Here is a 15,143-nt window from a genome sequence, read left to right as displayed (position 1 = left end):
CGCGGATCAGGCGTACGCGCGCAGCGCCTGGCGCATCTTCTTCATCGCCGCTGCCTCGATCTGGCGGATGCGCTCGGCGCTCACGCCGTATTCATCGGCCAGCTCCTGCAGCGTGGCGCCGCCGGTGCCGTCGTCGTTGACCTGTAGCCAGCGCGCCGTCACGATGCGGCGCGAGCGCTCGTCGAGTTGCGCCAGCGCGTGTTCGATGCCCTCCGAGCCCAGGCGCTCGCGTTCGCGCGCCTCCAGCACGGCGGTGGGCTCGTGGCGGTGGTCGGCCAGGTAGGCGATCGGGCCGTAGGCCTCTTCCCCATCCTCGTTGGGCAGGGGGTCGAGCACCACGTCTGCGCCACCCAGGCGGGTTTCCATCTCGATCACATCCTCGCGGCGCACGTTGAGTTCGCGAGCCACGACGTCGATTTCGGCCTCGGACAGGCGCTCGCGTGCCACATCCTCGTCCAGCGCATCGGCCTTGAAGCCCCGCTTGAGCGAGCGCAAATTGAAAAACAGCTTGCGCTGGGCCTTGGTGGTGGCGACCTTGACCATGCGCCAGTTGCGCAGAATGAATTCGTGGATTTCCGCCTTGATCCAGTGCACCGCGTAGCTGACCAGCCGCACGCCCTGGGCGGGGTCGAAGCGCTTGACGGCCTTCATCAGGCCGATGTTGCCCTCCTGGATCAGGTCTGCCTGGGGCAGGCCGTAGCCCAGATACTGGCGCGAGATGGCCACCACCAGCCGCAGGTGGGACATCACCAGCTTGCCGGCCGCCTCCAGGTCCTGATGCTGACGCCAGCGCTGGGCGCAGTCGCGCTCTTCGTCCGCGCTGAGCAGCGGAATGCGGTTGACGGCGCTGATGTAGGCATCCAGATTGCCCAGCGGCGGCAGTGTCAGCGACGTGCTGGACCACGACGCCGCCGGCGCGGCGGGGGACGCAGGCGTGAGGGCAAGGGACATCGCGGTCATGGGCTCTCCTCTCCTGGACTGATCGCTCATCATGTTAGCACTCTCTTGGATCGAGTGCTAAATGCGGAGTTCCCTCCCCGGTGCTCGGTCGGGGGGCGTGGTTGCCCTCGGGCGCCCGAGGGCCGCTTGACGGCCGGCGTCCGATCGGAAACCATCCCGTCATCATGACAATGCATGGGCTCGGTCGTTGGTGCGCTTGGCGTGTGGGGCGACGGGGACTGCCCCGGGCGGTGCTGGGCGCGGGGCTGGCCCTGGCACTGGCGTCGGTGGCCCCGCCGATGCGCATGGCCGTTGCGGAGCCCGCCCGCTTGCGTGCCGAGGTGGTGGCCGCCGGACTGGAGCACCCCTGGGCGCTGGCGTTTTTGCCGGATGGGCGCTTTCTGGTCACCGAGCGTCCCGGGCGCTTGCGTGTGGTCGAGGCCGACGGCCGTCTGGGCGCGCCGATCGCCGGCCTGCCCCGGGTGGATGCGGCGGGACAGGGCGGCTTGCTCGATCTGGCGCTGGACAGTGACTTTCCCCGCCACCGCACCCTGTATTTCTGCTACGCGGAGCCGCAACCCCAGGGCCGCGGCAATTCCACCGCCCTGGCGCGCGCGGTCCTGTCCGCGGACGCGACCCGGTTGCAGGATCTGCGGGTGATCTTTCGCCAGCAGCCGCGTGTCGCCAGCCGATTGCACTTTGGCTGCCGCATCGTCGAGGCGCCCGACGGCACCCTGTTTCTGACGCTGGGCGAGCGCTATCAACGCATGGCCGATGCGCAGACGCTGGACAACCACCATGGCAAGGTCGTGCGCGTGACCAAAAACGGTGCCGTCCCGCCCGACAACCCACTGGTGGGCCGCGAGGGCGCCTTGCCCGAGATCTGGAGCTGGGGCCACCGCAACCCGCAAGGGGCCGCCTGGGGCCTAGACGGCCGGCTGTGGATGCACGAGCACGGCCCGCAGGGTGGGGACGAGCTGAACCGCCCCGAGCGCGGCGGCAACCACGGCTGGCCGGTGGTGACCTTTGGCGAGCAGTATGGCGGCGGGCGCATCGGCGAAGGCTCGCACAAGCCCGGCATGGTGCCGCCGCTGCACCACTGGACGCCGTCGATCGCGCCCTCCGGCATGGCGTGGCTGACCAGCGACCGCTACGGAGCGGCGTGGCGCGGCAACCTGTTCATCGGCGCGCTGCGCGGCCAGCACCTGGTGCGGCTGGAGCTGGACGGCACGCGCGTGGTGCGTGAGCACCGCCTGTTGACCGAGCTGGGTGAGCGCATCCGCGATGTGCGCCAGGGACCGGACGGCTGGCTGTATGTGCTGACCGACGCCCCGGATGGGCGTCTGCTGCGCCTGCGCCCCGCGCCCTGAGGCCCGCTCTGGGGGGCAAACGGGGGCAAACGGGGGCAAACGGCGCCTCCTGGCGTAGACTGTCCGCCTGGGGCCGGCAGGGGGTCGGCCCCAACCGTCTGGAGTCGACCCATGCGCACCCTGTCCCTTCGCTTCACCACGGGTTTGATCGCCGGCGCCACGGCGCTGGCCTTGGTGGCCGGCCCGGCCTGGGCCACCGCCCCGACCGACGGCGCGGGTCCCACTTGCCATGCGGCCGCGGCCCAAAAAAAGCTGGCGGGTGCCGCCAAGACGTCGTTCCTGAAGAAGTGCGAACAAGACGCCCAGACCGCCTGCGATGCCCGAGCGGCCGAGAAAAAGCTGGCTGGCGCGGCCAAGACCAGCTTCACACAGAAATGCCTGCGCGACGCCGTGGGCCAGGCGCCGCATTGAAGCGGTTGAGCGGTCGCGGCGAGAGGGAGCATCCATGTCCGTGTTGACCCTGCAGCAGGCCGTGCGCGCCAACCCCGTGCTGGCCGATGTGGCCGAGCGCGCCTGGGTGTCGCGGCGGCTGCTCCAGCGGGTGGCCGTGCATTTGCCCCCCCTGCTGCGCGAGCGGGTGACCGCCGGGCCGCTGGAGGACGGGGTGTGGTGCCTGCTCGCGGCCAACCCCTCGGTGGCGGCCAAGGTGCGGCAGCTCGCGCCAGTGTTGCTGGCGGCGGCCCGTTCCGCGGGTGGCGAAGTGCAGACCCTGCAGGTGCGGGTGCAGGGGCGCGACGCGTCCCAGGTGCCCGTCCGGTAGCCCGTGCACGCGGGGCTACAATGCCCGCACTGTCGGTTCCGGGTGCGCAGGCCCCCGGGCGGCGTGTCATGGCGTTCCGCCGCTGGCGGAGCGGTCCGAGAATTGCTTGAGCCGCGCCTGCCCCCGGGCGGTCGCGCGGCGGGGTTTGTATGGCCATCCCGTTCCTGACCAAGATTTTCGGCAGCCGCAACGATCGGCTGCTCAAGGGTTATCGCAAAACGGTGGCGCGCATCAATGCGCTGGAGCCGACGTTTGCCGCGCTGAGCGACGAGCAGTTGCAGGCCAAGACGGCCGAGTTCCGCCAGCGGCTGGCCAACGGCGAGTCGCTCGATGCCCTGCTGCCCGAGGCATTTGCCACGGTGCGCGAGGCCAGCAAGCGCGTCATGATGATGCGTCACTTCGACGTGCAGCTGATGGGCGGCATCGCGCTGCACCAGGGCAAGATCGCCGAAATGCGCACCGGCGAGGGCAAGACGCTGACGGCCACGCTGCCGGTGTATCTGAACGCCCTGACGGGCAAGGGCGTGCACGTCGTCACCGTCAACGATTATCTGGCCAGCCGCGATGCCCAGTGGATGGGCAAGCTCTACCACTGGCTGGGCCTGAGCGTGGGGGTCAATCTGCCCCAGATGCCGCGCGAGCAGAAGCAGGCCGCCTACGCCGCCGACATCACCTACGGCACCAACAACGAATACGGCTTCGATTACCTGCGCGACAACATGGTGTACGAGGCCCGCGACCGCGTGCAACGCGGCCTGAACTACGCCATCGTCGACGAGGTGGACTCCATCCTGATCGACGAGGCACGTACGCCACTCATCATCAGCGGCCAGGCCGAGGACCACACCGAGCTGTACCAACGCATCAAGACGCTGGTGCCGGCCCTGACCCGGCAGGAAGGGGAGGCCGACCCCCGAACGGGCGAGGGGGTCATCAAGCCCGGTGACTTCACGCTCGACGAAAAGTCGCACCAGATTCACCTGACCGAGCAGGGGCACGAGCACGCCGAACAACTGCTGGCGCGCGCGGGGCTGCTGCCCGAGGGCGCGTCGCTGTACGACCCGGCCAACATCACCCTGCTGCATCACCTGGTGACGGCGCTCAAGGCCCAGCACCTGTACCACCGGGACCAGCATTACGTGGTGCAAAACGGCGAGATCGTCATCGTCGACGAGTTCACCGGCCGCCTGATGGTCGGGCGGCGCTGGAGCGACGGCCTGCACCAGGCGGTGGAGGCCAAGGAGGGCGTGGCCATCCAGCCCGAGAACCAGACGCTGGCCTCGATCACGTTCCAGAACTATTTCCGCCTGTACGGCAAGCTGGCGGGCATGACCGGCACCGCCGACACCGAGGCGTACGAGTTCCAGGAAATCTACGGCCTGGAGACGGTGGTCATCCCGCCCAACCGGCCCAGCCAGCGCCGCGACGAACAAGACCGTGTCTACAAGACCACCGGCGAGAAGTACCGGGCCGTCATCGCCGACATTCGCGACTGCCACGAGCGTGGCCAGCCCGTGCTGGTGGGGACCTCGTCGATCGAGAACTCCGAGATCATCGCCCAACTGCTGCAGCGCGAGGGGCTGCCGCACGAGGTGCTCAACGCCAAGCAGCACGCGCGCGAGGCCGAGATCATCGCCCAGGCCGGCCGCCCGGGCGCGATCACCATCGCCACCAACATGGCCGGCCGTGGCACCGACATCGTGCTGGGCGGCAACCTGGAGAAGATGATCGCCGCGGTGGAGGCCGACCCGGCGCTGGACGAGGCCGCCAAGGCGCAGCGCATCGAGCAGCTGCGCCAGCAGTGGCAGGCCGACCACGAGAAGGTCAAGCAGCTCGGCGGGTTGCGCATCATCGGCACCGAGCGGCACGAAAGCCGCCGCATCGACAACCAGTTGCGTGGCCGTGCCGGCCGCCAGGGGGACCCGGGTTCCAGCCGCTTCTACCTGAGCCTGGACGATCCGCTGATGCGCATCTTCGCCGGCGACCGGGTGCGCGCCATCATGGACCGCCTCAAGATGCCGGAGGGCGAAGCCATCGAGGCCGGCATCGTCACCCGCTCCATCGAGAGCGCGCAGCGCAAGGTCGAGGCGCGCAACTTCGACATCCGCAAGCAGCTGCTGGAATACGACGACGTCGCCAACGACCAGCGCAAGGTCATCTACCAGCAGCGCAACGACATCATCGATGCCGAGGACCTGTCGGCGCAGGTCGCGGCGCTGCGCGAGGGCTGTTTGACCGACCTGGTCCGCCAGTATGTGCCGGCCGGCAGCGTGGAGGAGCAGTGGGACGTGCCCGGCCTGCAGCAGGCCCTGGCCGAGGAGTACGGGCTGAGCGTCGATCTGGTCGGCGAACTGGAGCGCGCCGAGGCCATGGACGACGAGGACATCGTGCGCCGGGTCGTCGAGGCGGGTCACGCCGCCTACGAGGCCAAGGTGGCGCTGGCGGGCCGAGCGGCGTTCACCCCCTTCGAGCGGGTGGTGCTGCTGCAAACCCTGGACAGCCACTGGCGCGACCACTTGAGCGCGCTGGACTACCTGCGCCAGGGCATCCACCTGCGCGGCTATGCGCAGAAGCAGCCCAAGCAGGAGTACAAGCGCGAGGCGTTCCAGCTCTTTGCCCAGATGCTCGACGGCGTGCGCAACGAAGTCACGCGCGTGCTGATGAATGTGAAGGTGCAGTCGCCCGAGCAGGTGAGCGACGCTGCCGAGCGCCTGGAGCAGGACGCCGAGCGCCTGACCAACGTCACCTATACCGCACCGACCGAGACCGGCGAGGCCGAGACCACCGCCGATCAGGGGCTGCTCAACAAGGCGGGGGCCGCCGCATTGCCGCGCGTCGGCCGCAACGACCCCTGCCCGTGCGGCAGCGGCAAGAAGTACAAGCACTGTCACGGCAAGCTGACCTGAGCTGCCGACCCAGGAGTCCGCGATGGCCGTCAACTGGAGCGTTCCTGACACCGCCGACCTGCTGCCCGTGCCCGGCCTGCGCCTGGGCGTGGCCGAGGCGCACGTGCGCAAGCCCAACCGCAAGGATCTCACCGTCATGCTGCTGGACGAAGGCAGCGCGGTGGGTGGCGTCTTCACGCGCAACCGCTACTGCGCCGCGCCGGTGCAGGTCTGCCGCGAGCACCTGGCCGCGGGGCAGGGCATCCGCGCGCTGGTGGTCAACACCGGCTGCGCCAACGCCGGCACCGGCGAGCAGGGGTTGGTGGATGCGCGCACCGTGTGCATCGCGCTGGCGCAGCGGCTCGGCGTGGCGCCGCAGCAGGTGCTGCCGTTTTCTACCGGCGTCATCATGGAGCCGCTGCCGGTGGATCGCATCGTCGCCGGGCTGCCGGCGGCGCTGGCCGACGCGGCCGGGGACGGCGCCCACTGGCTGCGCGCGTCCGAGGGCATCATGACCACCGACACCGTGCCGAAAGCCGCCAGCCGCCGCGTGGCGATCGAGGGCGTGCCGGTGACGGTGACCGGCATCGCCAAGGGCGCCGGCATGATCCGGCCCAACATGGCCACGATGCTGGGCTTCGTCGCCACCGACGCGCCGGTGGCGCCGGCGCTGATCGGGGAGCTGGCCCGCCGCGCTGCCGACGGCTCGTTCAACCGCATCACGGTCGATGGCGACACGTCCACCAACGACTCCTTCGTCGTGATGGCCACCGGGCGTGCGCCGCTGGCGCGCCTCGAGACGCTCGACAGCCCCGCCGGGCAGGCCTTGCTGGCGGCGGTGACGGAGGTGGCGCGCACGCTGGCGCACGCCATCGTGCGCGACGGCGAGGGCGCGACCAAGTTCATCACCGTGCGCGTGGAGGGCGGGCGCACCACCGACGAGTGCCTGAAGGTCGCCTACGCGATCGCGCACTCGCCGCTGGTCAAGACCGCCTTCTACGCCAGCGACCCCAACCTCGGCCGCATCCTGGCGGCGGTGGGCTACGCGGGTATCGACGACCTCGACCAGGGCCGCATCGAGCTGTTCCTGGACGACGTGCACGTCGTCACGCGCGGCGGGCGCCACCCGGCCTACCGCGAGGAGGACGGCCAGCGCGTGATGAAGCAAAGCGAGATCACCGTGCGCGTGGACCTGGGGCGAGGTGCGGCCGCCGAGACGGTGTGGACGTGCGACCTCAGTCACGACTACGTCCGCATCAACGCCGACTACCGCAGCTGAGCTCAAGCCGATGAACGAACGATTCGAACGGTTGCTGGCGCGCGCCGAGGCGCTGATCGAGCGCATCGAGTCCATCCTGCCGCAGCCGCTATCGGCGCCGGACTGGGCGGCCTCGGTGGCGTTCCGCTACCGCAAGCGCGGCGCGCACGGCGTGCTGGAACCGGTGCGGCATGTGGCCTCGATCCGGCTCGACGACCTGCAGGCCATCGATGAGCAGAAGGCCAAGGTGCAGCGCAACCTGGAGCGCTTCGTGCGCGGGCTGCCGGCCAACAACGTGCTGCTGACCGGTGCGCGCGGCACCGGCAAGAGCTCGCTGATCAAGGCGTGCCTGAACGAATACGCCGCGCAGGGCCTGCGCCTGATCGAAGTGGACAAGGCCGACCTCACCGACCTGCCCGACCTCGTCGAGGTGGTGGCGCCGCGGCCGGAGCGCTTCCTCATCTTCTGCGACGACCTGAGCTTCGAGGAGGGCGAGCCGGGTTACAAGGCGCTGAAGTCGATCCTGGACGGCTCGGTGGCCGCGGCCACCCCCAACGTGCTGATCTGCGCCACCAGCAACCGCCGCCATCTGCTGCCGGAGAAGATGCGCGACAACCTCGCCGCCACCTACGACGACGACGGCGAGCTGCATCCGGGCGAGGCGGTGGAGGAGAAGGTCTCGCTGTCGGAGCGCTTCGGCCTGTGGGTGAGCTTCTACCCGTTCAGCCAGGACGAATACCTGGCCGTGGTGCGGCAATGGCTGGCGGCCTACGGCGTGCCCGAGGCGCAGTGGGACGAGGCGCGCCGCGCGGCGCTGGTGTGGGCGCTGGAGCGCGGCGCGCGCAGCGGGCGCGTGGCCTATCAGTTCGCGCGCGACTGGGCTGGCCGCACGTCGCCGGAGGCGGCATGAGCGCGCCCGCCGCCGCGCCGGCGCCGCACGAGGTGCTGGTGGTCGATGCGGATCAGCCGCGCGCGCCCGGGCCGCGCCCGGTGGTGGACGTCGCGGTCGGCGTGCTGATCGACCGCGACGGGCGGTTTTTGCTGACGACCCGGCCGTCCGGCAAGGCCTACGCCGGGCACTGGGAATTCCCCGGCGGCAAGGTGGAGCCGGGCGAGACGGTGGAGCAGGCGCTGCGCCGCGAGCTGCAGGAGGAAATCGGCGTGACGATCGGTGCCGCGCATCCTTGGCGCGTGCTGGAGGCCGACTACCCGCACGCGCGCGTGCGGCTGCACGTCTGCCGCGTGCACGACTGGCGCGGCGAGCTGCAGATGCACGAGGGGCAGGCGTTTGCCTGGCAGACGCTGCCGGTGACGGTGGCGCCGGTGTTGCCCGGGACGTGGCCGCTGCTGCGCTGGATGGGGCAAGAGGGCGGTCCCGAGATCGCCCAGGCAACGGCCTGATCTGCTCACCGGAACAGGTGGCGGGGAATCCACCACAGGTAGAACACCATCCCCGCCAGTTCCACCAGCGATTGCAGGACGATGATCAGGGCGACCACTTCCCACCCCGGGGGCAGGGCAAGGGCGAACGGCAGCACGACGAAGGAGTTGCGCGTGCCCAGACTGAAGGCGAGCGTGCGGCCCTGATCGCGCGGCAGTCGCATCAGGCGGGCCAGCGCCTTGGCGATGGCCCCGCCCAGCAGCAGAAAGACGACGAAGACAGGGATGACTCCGGCCAGCGAGCCCAAGGCGTCCCAGGCCGCATGGGCCTGGGCACCCGCGATCAAAAACACCACCACGGCCAGCAGCGGAACCGGCCACCACGCCAGCCGTTCCCGCCAGGCGTGCCGGGTGGGTCGGGCTTCGATCCAGCGCTCCGACGCGGCCGCCAGCAGCAGGGGCACGGCCACCACGCCCAGGGCGGGCGCGATATCCGTCAACCCCCACCCGGCGAGCGGGTGCGCATCCAGCAGCAACCACAGGTACACCGGCAGCAGCGCCAGTTGGAGCAACAGGTTGATGGGGGTGGTTGCGATGGCGCGTGCGACATTGGCCCCGCCCAGTTGGCTGAAGGTGATGAACCAGTCGGTGCAGGGCACGAGCAACACCATGGCGACTCCCAGGCGTACCGCGGGGTCCGGCGGCAACCCGGCGAGCAGCGCCGCCACGACCGCTGGCAAAACGACGAAGTTGCCCACCAGCATCGCCGCGATGAAGCGGTGGTCGCGGAAGGCATCGCGCACATGCCACAGGGGTACCTGCACGAAGGTCACGTACAGCAGCAGCACCAGGGTGGGCCACAGCCACGCCTCCAGCACGGGGGCGGTGTCGGGCCAGACGCCGCCGGTGAGCAGGCCGGCCGCGATGGCCACGGCATAGATCCAGACCTGCCGGCGTTCGAGGGTCAGGCGGTTCATGACCCGGCCACCGCAATCACGAGGGGACGGGGCCGTCGGGCCACTCGCCCGAATTGGGGGGTGTCGGGTCGGGCACGCGAAAGCGCTCGCTGGCCCAGGCGCCCAGGTCCAGTTGCTTGCAGCGCTCGCTGCAAAAGGGGCGCCAGGGGTTGTCGGGCGCGTAGCGCGACGGTCCGCCGCAGGCAGGGCAGGTGACGGTGCGGGCGGCGAAGGGCTGCGTCATCGGGGCGCTGGCCGGCATCAGGCACACAGGTGGACTTCGAACTCGGCCTCGGCGTCGGCGGCGTGCTCCAGCCGGCCGTCGTCGGTGCGCCGCAGCAGCCGCACCGAAAACAGCAGCCGGTTGCCGCTGATCTCGGGGATCAATTGCAGCGCGGGGTCCAGCCACACGCGCAGCAATTGGAAGGTGCGGCTTTGCGGCAGGCTTTGTTGGTATTGACCGTGCGTGGCGTAGACCTTTTGCGCCAGGCCCGATTCGCGCAGCAGCCGCAGCAGCAGATGCACGGGCTCGGCCAGGCAGGCGATCTCACCCGCCCAGCGGGCCAGGTCGGCCTGCCGCTGTTCGACCGGACGGTGTTGCCAGTCGTGGTAGGCGGGCAAGTCGAACTCGCAAGTGCCGCCGGGGATGGCGATGCGGTTGCGAATGGCCGTCAGCCATTCGTTGCCGGCCAAGGCATGCCCCGCCTTGCCCTCGTCGTCGCGCAGGGCCGCGTAGCAGGTGTCGATGCGGGCGATGAACTGGTCCAGCGCCGCCTCCGAGATGGCGGGGTTGCCCCGATAGCCGTTGAAGATCTGCTTGTGGCGCTCCAGGTCTTTCAGGATCTCGGTTTTGAGGTCGGCGCGGGCGCCGACGTCCACGATCTCGAACAGCGTCTGGATCGCATAGTGGTGATCCAGCGGGTGCGTGCGCGACACCAGTTCGGCCAGCCGCCGCAGCAGGTGCTCCAGGCGCAGGTAGGTGCGGATGCGCTCGTTGAAGGGGTATTCGTACAGGATCACGCGGGCATCATAGCGGCAATCCCCGCGCTTCCCACGCACGCCGCACGCGCTCGCGCAAGGTGTCCAGATCGACGTCGTCGTTGTCGATCACCACGTCGGCCGCGGCCAGCCGTTGGGCCCGGCCGGCCTGTTGGGCGAGTACGGCCAGCACCTGCTCGCGCGGCCAGCCATTGCGGGCCATGACGCGGCGGATTTGCGTCTCTGGTGCGCAGTCGACCACCCACACCCGGTCGCAGCGCTGCCGCCACGCCGCCGACTCCACCAGCAGCGGCAAGTCCAGCACGATGGCGTCGGCCGTGCAGGCGGCGATGCGGCGGTCGATCTCGGCCCGCACCAGGGGGTGGACGATGGCCTCGAGCCGCGCCTTGGCGTCGCCGTCGCTGAACACCCGCGCGCGCATGCGGTCGCGGTCCAGCGCGCCCGCAGGCGTGATGAAGGCGTCGCCGAAGGCCTGCCGGATCGGCTCGATCGCGGCGCCGCCCGCCGCGGTGCTGGCGCGCGAGATGGCGTCCGCATCCACCACGGTCGCGCCCAGCGCAGCGAGCATGGCCGCAACCGTGCTTTTGCCGCTGCCGATGCCGCCGGTCAGCCCGATGCGCAGGGGTCTGCCCATCACAACCCCAACGCGCCCAGCAGGCGCTGCGGTCCAAGCGCCCACACCAGCAAGCCGCCAAAGGCCAGAAAGGGCCCGAAGGGCACGTAGCGGCCCTCGCGCAGGGTGTTGGATGCTTTCATGGTCAGCCCGACGACGGCGCCCAGGGCCGAGGCGACCAGCACCAGCGGGATCAGCGCGGACCAACCCAGCCACGCCCCCAGCGCGGCCAGCAGCTTGAAGTCGCCGTATCCCATGCCCTCCTTGCCGGTGAGCAGCTTGAACGCCCAGTAGATGCTCCACAGCGACAGATAGCCAGCCACCGCGCCCCACAGCGCATCGGGCAGGGCGACCCCGCTCAGGCCGGTGGCGGCGGCGATCAGACCGGCCCAGACCAGCGGCAGCGTGATGTCGTCCGGCAGCAGGGTGGTGTCCCAGTCGATGAAGGCCAGAGCCAGCACGGCGGCCATGAACCCCCACCACGCGACGGTGGCCGCGCTGGCCCCGTGGCGGGCAAACACCAGGGCGAAGGCCAGGCCGGTCAGCCCCTCGACCAGCGGGTACCGCCAGGGGATGGGCGCTGCGCACGCCGCACAACGGCCGCGCAGCATCAGCCAGCTCAGTACCGGAACGTTGTGGAACCAGCGGATGGGGGTGTGGCATGCCGGGCAGTGGGAGCGCGGCGTCAACAGGTCGTAGCGGGCCGGGGCCGGGGCGACCGCATCCCCGTTGTCGCCTGCGGCGGGCGTTTGCAGCGCGGCGCATTCGGCCGCCCAGCGGCGCTCCAGCATCCGCGGCAGGCGGTGGATCACGACGTTGAGGAAGCTCCCAACGATGAGCCCCAGCACGGCAGAGATGACCCACCCCCACGGATCGGGTAGGGTGTCAAGGTAGGTGGAGGACATGCGCGCGGTACTTGCAGCATAGCGGTACGGATACCGGCAGTGTAGTGGCTGCGAAGTCCGGAGCCCCGCTCAGGCGGTGAGCAGCCCGCGCCGTTCGATGAACCGAACCACCTCGTCCACGCCGTGCAAGGTCCGCGCGCGCCAGCGCTCGGCCAGCAGCGCGGCGCTGGGATTTTCGCGCCGCAGCCGCGGGTGGGCGATGATGGCGTTGCCATACAACTTGACGCCGTGCTGGGCGTAGGGCATGACCACGATCTCGTCGGTCTTGACGCCACGCGCCTCCAGGTTGAGCAGCGAGGTGAACGAAAACCCCGTGATGGCGTCGATGTCGCCGCGCACCAGCATGGTTTCGCGCAGAGGCGGATCCATCGAGGTCCAGGTCACAGGCCCCACGCCGTTGGCCTTTTCGAAGATGGGCCAGGCCTTGCGGCCGGCGTCGAAGACGGGCGCCCCCAGCTTCTTGCCGCTCAGGTCCTTGGGCGTGCGGATGCCGGATTTTTTGAGCGCCAGCACCGCCGCCGGGGTGTTGTTGTAGACCATCATGACGGCCACCGGCTTGTTGGGCGCGTCGGGGTTGTTGGCGTGGAACTCCATCAGCGCGGCCATGTCCGCGAGGCCCATGTCGTAGGTGCCCGAGGCGACGCGGGTGACGGTGCCGGCCGAGCCGTTGCCGGCGTCGATGCTCACATGTGCGAGCAGGCCGGCCGCGCGTCAGCCCCGCACCCGCGCCGCCGCGACCGCCGTCATATTCAGCACACGGCGCACGGTGGCTGCCGGCGTCAGCACATAGGCCGTGCCGTTGACGCCCATCAGGATCGGCCCCACCGTCACGCCGCCGCTGGTGGTGGTCTTCATGACGTTGTAGAGGATGTTGGCGGCGTCCAGGTTGGGGCAGACCAGCAGGTTGGCGCTGCCGGACAGCGTCGAGTCGGACAGGAAGCGCCCGCGGATCTCCGGCTCCAGCGCGGCGTCGCCGTGCAGCTCGCCGTCGCACTCGATCTCGGGGTGCGCGGCGACGAACAGGTCGCGCGCGGCGCGCATTTTGCGCGCGCTGGCGCGCTTGGACGAGCCGAAGGTGGAGTGCGACAGGAACGCCACCTTGGGCACGATGCCAAAGCGCTGCACCTCCTGCGTGGCCATCCAGGCAATCTCGGCCAGTTGTTCGGCGCTGGGGTCCTCGTTGACGTAGGTGTCGGTGATGAAGATCGGCCCGCGGTCGGTGTTGACCGCATTGAGCGCGGCGTAGAGCGAAGCCCCGGGACGCCGCCCGAGGATGGCGTCGATGCGCTCCAGGTGCGTGGTGTAGGTGCCGACCAACCCGCAAATGAGGGCGTCCGCATCGCCCAGGTGCACCATCAACGAGCCGATGATGGTGTTGGAGCGGCGCACCGCGGCCTTGGCCACCTCGGGGGTGGCACCGTTGCGCTTCATCAACTGGTGGTAGGCCTCCCAATACTGCCGGAAGCGCGGGTCGTCCTCGGGGTTGACGTTCTCGACGTCCACCCCGAGCCGCAGGTGCAGCCCCGCTTTGCGGATGCGCGCCTCGATGACCGCCGGGCGGCCGATCAGGATCGGCTGAGCGATGCCTTCCTCCAGCGCGAGCTGGGCCGCGCGCAGGGCGCGTTCGTCCTCGCCGTCCGCATAGGCCACGCGGGCTTTGGGCGCCACGGCCTTGGCAGCGTTGAAGACCGGCTTCATCAGGATGCCGGTCTGGTAGACGAAGCGCTGGAGGCTGTCGCGGTAGGCCTCGATGTCGGCGATCGGGCGCGCGGCGACGCCCGAGTCGGCGGCCGCCTGCGCGACCGCCGGGGCGATGCGCAAGATCAGCCGGGTGTCGAACGGCTTGGGGATGAGGTAATCCGGGCCAAACTGCAACTCCTGCCCGGCGTAGGCGGCGGCGACCTCGTCGCTGATCTCGGCCTTGGCCAGGGCCGCGATCTCGTGCACGCAGGCGAGCTTCATCGCCTCGGTGATGCGGGTGGCGCCGCAGTCGAGCGCGCCACGGAAGATGTAGGGGAAGCACAGGACGTTGTTGACCTGGTTGGGGTAGTCGCTGCGCCCGGTGGCGATGATGCAGTCCGGCCGTGCCGCCTTGGCGACCTCGGGACGGATTTCCGGCTCGGGGTTGGCCAGTGCCAGGATGACCGGCCGCTCGGCCATGGTCTGCACCATCTCGGCCGTCAGCACCCCGGGCGCCGAGCAGCCCAGGAACACGTCGGCACCGCGCACCGCATCGGCCAGCGTGCGCGCCGCCGTTGTGCGGCAGTAGCGGCGCTTGGATTCGTCCAGCCGGCCGGACAGGGCATCCTCGCGCTGGTCGTGGATCACGCCCTTGGAGTCGCACACCAGCATGTGCTCGGGCCGCGCCCCCAGCGCGACGAACAGGTCCAGCACCGCGATCGCGGCCGCCCCTGCGCCGCTGACGGCGATGCGCACCTCGCCGATGCTTTTGCCGACCAGCTCCAGCGCATTGATCAGCGCCGCCGTCGAGATGATCGCTGTGCCATGCTGGTCGTCATGGAACACGGGGATCTTCATGCGCTCGCGCAACTGGCGCTCGATGTAAAAGCACTCCGGCGCTTTGATGTCTTCCAGATTCACGCCGCCGAGCGTGGGCTCCAGCGCGGCGATGATATCGACCAGCTTATCCGGGTCCTTCTCGGCCAGCTCGATGTCGAACACATCGATGCCGGCAAACTTTTTGAACAGGCAACCCTTGCCCTCCATCACCGGCTTGCCGGCCAGCGGGCCGATGTCGCCCAGGCCCAGCACGGCGGTGCCGTTGGTCACCACGCCGACCAGGTTGCCGCGGCTGGTGTAGTCGGCGGCCTTGTTGGGGTCGGCTGCGATCTCCAGACACGGATAGGCCACGCCGGGGGAGTAGGCCAGGCTCAGGTCGCGCTGGTTGGACAGCGCCTTGGTGGGCGTGACGGAGACTTTGCCCCGGGTCGGGGTGCGGTGGTATTCGAGCGCGGCGTCGCGCAGGGCTTGTTCGGCGGGCGTCATGGTGGCGTGATGCGCAAGGGACGAAAAAGGGACATCGCCACCCGCCGGGGCCCCCGGTCGGGCGGCATGACG

Annotated in this window: 14 protein-coding genes and 1 pseudogene; 7 read left to right on the top strand and 8 right to left on the bottom strand. The window is 69.9% G+C overall.

The genetic code is table 11. The features are described from left to right. Positions 1-6: 6 nt before the first annotated feature. The gene (gene rpoH / locus ACK4TH_RS04890; protein WP_409623443.1) at positions 7-960 is read right to left on the bottom strand and encodes an RNA polymerase sigma factor RpoH; all 954 of its coding nucleotides are present in this window, start codon (positions 958-960) and stop codon (positions 7-9) included. Positions 961-1,238: 278 nt separating this feature from the next. Here rpoH and ACK4TH_RS04885 point away from each other — a divergent pair, with 278 nt between their 5' ends. The 7 genes from ACK4TH_RS04885 to ACK4TH_RS04855 all read left to right on the top strand — a co-directional run bounded on the left by ACK4TH_RS04885 (position 1,239) and on the right by ACK4TH_RS04855 (position 8,613). Beyond that, positions 1,239-2,309: a PQQ-dependent sugar dehydrogenase gene (locus ACK4TH_RS04885; protein WP_409623514.1), complete on the top strand. Its 1,071-nt coding sequence runs from the start codon at positions 1,239-1,241 to the stop codon at positions 2,307-2,309. A gap of 111 nt (positions 2,310-2,420) precedes the next feature. After that, the gene (locus ACK4TH_RS04880; protein WP_409623441.1) at positions 2,421-2,720 is read left to right on the top strand and encodes a hypothetical protein; all 300 of its coding nucleotides are present in this window, start codon (positions 2,421-2,423) and stop codon (positions 2,718-2,720) included. A gap of 34 nt (positions 2,721-2,754) precedes the next feature. Beyond that, the gene (locus ACK4TH_RS04875) at positions 2,755-3,069 is read left to right on the top strand and encodes a hypothetical protein (RefSeq protein WP_409623439.1); all 315 of its coding nucleotides are present in this window, start codon (positions 2,755-2,757) and stop codon (positions 3,067-3,069) included. Positions 3,070-3,218: 149 nt separating this feature from the next. Beyond that, on the top strand, positions 3,219-5,975 hold the full coding sequence (gene secA / locus ACK4TH_RS04870; RefSeq protein ID WP_409623437.1) for a preprotein translocase subunit SecA: 2,757 nt from the start codon (positions 3,219-3,221) through the stop codon (positions 5,973-5,975). A 22-nt stretch (positions 5,976-5,997) separates the two neighbouring features. Further along, a complete protein-coding gene (gene argJ, locus ACK4TH_RS04865) occupies positions 5,998-7,233 on the top strand; it encodes a bifunctional glutamate N-acetyltransferase/amino-acid acetyltransferase ArgJ (RefSeq protein ID WP_409623435.1) in 1,236 nt (411 codons plus the stop codon). A gap of 10 nt (positions 7,234-7,243) precedes the next feature. Further along, positions 7,244-8,122 (top strand): ATP-binding protein, encoded by an 879-nt coding sequence (locus ACK4TH_RS04860; protein ID WP_409623433.1) that lies wholly within the window; start codon positions 7,244-7,246, stop codon positions 8,120-8,122. After that, a complete protein-coding gene (locus tag ACK4TH_RS04855; RefSeq protein WP_409623431.1) occupies positions 8,119-8,613 on the top strand; it encodes an NUDIX domain-containing protein in 495 nt (164 codons plus the stop codon). Before ACK4TH_RS04860 ends, ACK4TH_RS04855 begins: the two co-directional genes overlap by 4 nt. Before the next feature lie 5 nt (positions 8,614-8,618). Here ACK4TH_RS04855 and ACK4TH_RS04850 read toward each other — a convergent pair whose 3' ends face one another. The 7 genes and pseudogenes from ACK4TH_RS04850 to ACK4TH_RS04820 all read right to left on the bottom strand — a co-directional run bounded on the left by ACK4TH_RS04850 (position 8,619) and on the right by ACK4TH_RS04820 (position 15,071). After that, complete coding sequence (locus ACK4TH_RS04850; protein ID WP_409623429.1) at positions 8,619-9,569, bottom strand: arsenic resistance protein; 951 nt, start codon at positions 9,567-9,569, stop codon at positions 8,619-8,621. Positions 9,570-9,585: 16 nt separating this feature from the next. Continuing rightward, a complete protein-coding gene (locus tag ACK4TH_RS04845; protein WP_409623427.1) occupies positions 9,586-9,792 on the bottom strand; it encodes a DNA gyrase inhibitor YacG in 207 nt (68 codons plus the stop codon). Positions 9,793-9,809: 17 nt separating this feature from the next. Then, positions 9,810-10,568: a cell division protein ZapD gene (zapD, locus tag ACK4TH_RS04840; protein WP_409623425.1), complete on the bottom strand. Its 759-nt coding sequence runs from the start codon at positions 10,566-10,568 to the stop codon at positions 9,810-9,812. A 7-nt stretch (positions 10,569-10,575) separates the two neighbouring features. After that, on the bottom strand, positions 10,576-11,181 hold the full coding sequence (coaE, locus tag ACK4TH_RS04835; RefSeq protein ID WP_409623423.1) for a dephospho-CoA kinase: 606 nt from the start codon (positions 11,179-11,181) through the stop codon (positions 10,576-10,578). Next, positions 11,181-12,065: a prepilin peptidase gene (locus ACK4TH_RS04830; protein ID WP_409623421.1), complete on the bottom strand. Its 885-nt coding sequence runs from the start codon at positions 12,063-12,065 to the stop codon at positions 11,181-11,183. The genes coaE and ACK4TH_RS04830 overlap by 1 nt, the downstream gene beginning before the upstream one ends. A gap of 162 nt (positions 12,066-12,227) precedes the next feature. Next, positions 12,228-12,776 (bottom strand): annotated as a pseudogene (locus tag ACK4TH_RS04825) (ABC transporter substrate-binding protein); the annotation flags it as partial. After that, positions 12,777-15,071, bottom strand: a complete 2,295-nt coding sequence (locus tag ACK4TH_RS04820; protein ID WP_409623419.1) for an NADP-dependent malic enzyme — start codon at positions 15,069-15,071, stop codon at positions 12,777-12,779. Positions 15,072-15,143 lie beyond the last annotated feature (72 nt).

The sequence above is a fragment of the Tepidimonas sp. genome (assembly GCF_046292505.1).
In the GTDB taxonomy this organism is placed as follows: Bacteria; Pseudomonadota; Gammaproteobacteria; order Burkholderiales; family Burkholderiaceae_C; genus Tepidimonas.
The sequence above is the reverse complement of the archived record's forward strand: the minus strand, read 5'-3'. Positions and strand labels throughout refer to the sequence as shown.

Coding starts and splice junctions, on each gene's coding strand:
- rpoH (WP_409623443.1), bottom strand. CDS start 960: ATGACCGCGATGTCCCTTGCCCTCACGCCTGCGTCCCCCGCCGCGCCG.
- ACK4TH_RS04885 (WP_409623514.1), top strand. CDS start 1,239: ATGCGCATGGCCGTTGCGGAGCCCGCCCGCTTGCGTGCCGAGGTGGTG.
- ACK4TH_RS04880 (WP_409623441.1), top strand. CDS start 2,421: ATGCGCACCCTGTCCCTTCGCTTCACCACGGGTTTGATCGCCGGCGCC.
- ACK4TH_RS04875 (WP_409623439.1), top strand. CDS start 2,755: ATGTCCGTGTTGACCCTGCAGCAGGCCGTGCGCGCCAACCCCGTGCTG.
- secA (WP_409623437.1), top strand. CDS start 3,219: ATGGCCATCCCGTTCCTGACCAAGATTTTCGGCAGCCGCAACGATCGG.
- argJ (WP_409623435.1), top strand. CDS start 5,998: ATGGCCGTCAACTGGAGCGTTCCTGACACCGCCGACCTGCTGCCCGTG.
- ACK4TH_RS04860 (WP_409623433.1), top strand. CDS start 7,244: ATGAACGAACGATTCGAACGGTTGCTGGCGCGCGCCGAGGCGCTGATC.
- ACK4TH_RS04855 (WP_409623431.1), top strand. CDS start 8,119: ATGAGCGCGCCCGCCGCCGCGCCGGCGCCGCACGAGGTGCTGGTGGTC.
- ACK4TH_RS04850 (WP_409623429.1), bottom strand. CDS start 9,569: ATGAACCGCCTGACCCTCGAACGCCGGCAGGTCTGGATCTATGCCGTG.
- ACK4TH_RS04845 (WP_409623427.1), bottom strand. CDS start 9,792: ATGACGCAGCCCTTCGCCGCCCGCACCGTCACCTGCCCTGCCTGCGGC.
- coaE (WP_409623423.1), bottom strand. CDS start 11,181: ATGGGCAGACCCCTGCGCATCGGGCTGACCGGCGGCATCGGCAGCGGC.
- ACK4TH_RS04830 (WP_409623421.1), bottom strand. CDS start 12,065: ATGTCCTCCACCTACCTTGACACCCTACCCGATCCGTGGGGGTGGGTC.
- ACK4TH_RS04820 (WP_409623419.1), bottom strand. CDS start 15,071: ATGACGCCCGCCGAACAAGCCCTGCGCGACGCCGCGCTCGAATACCAC.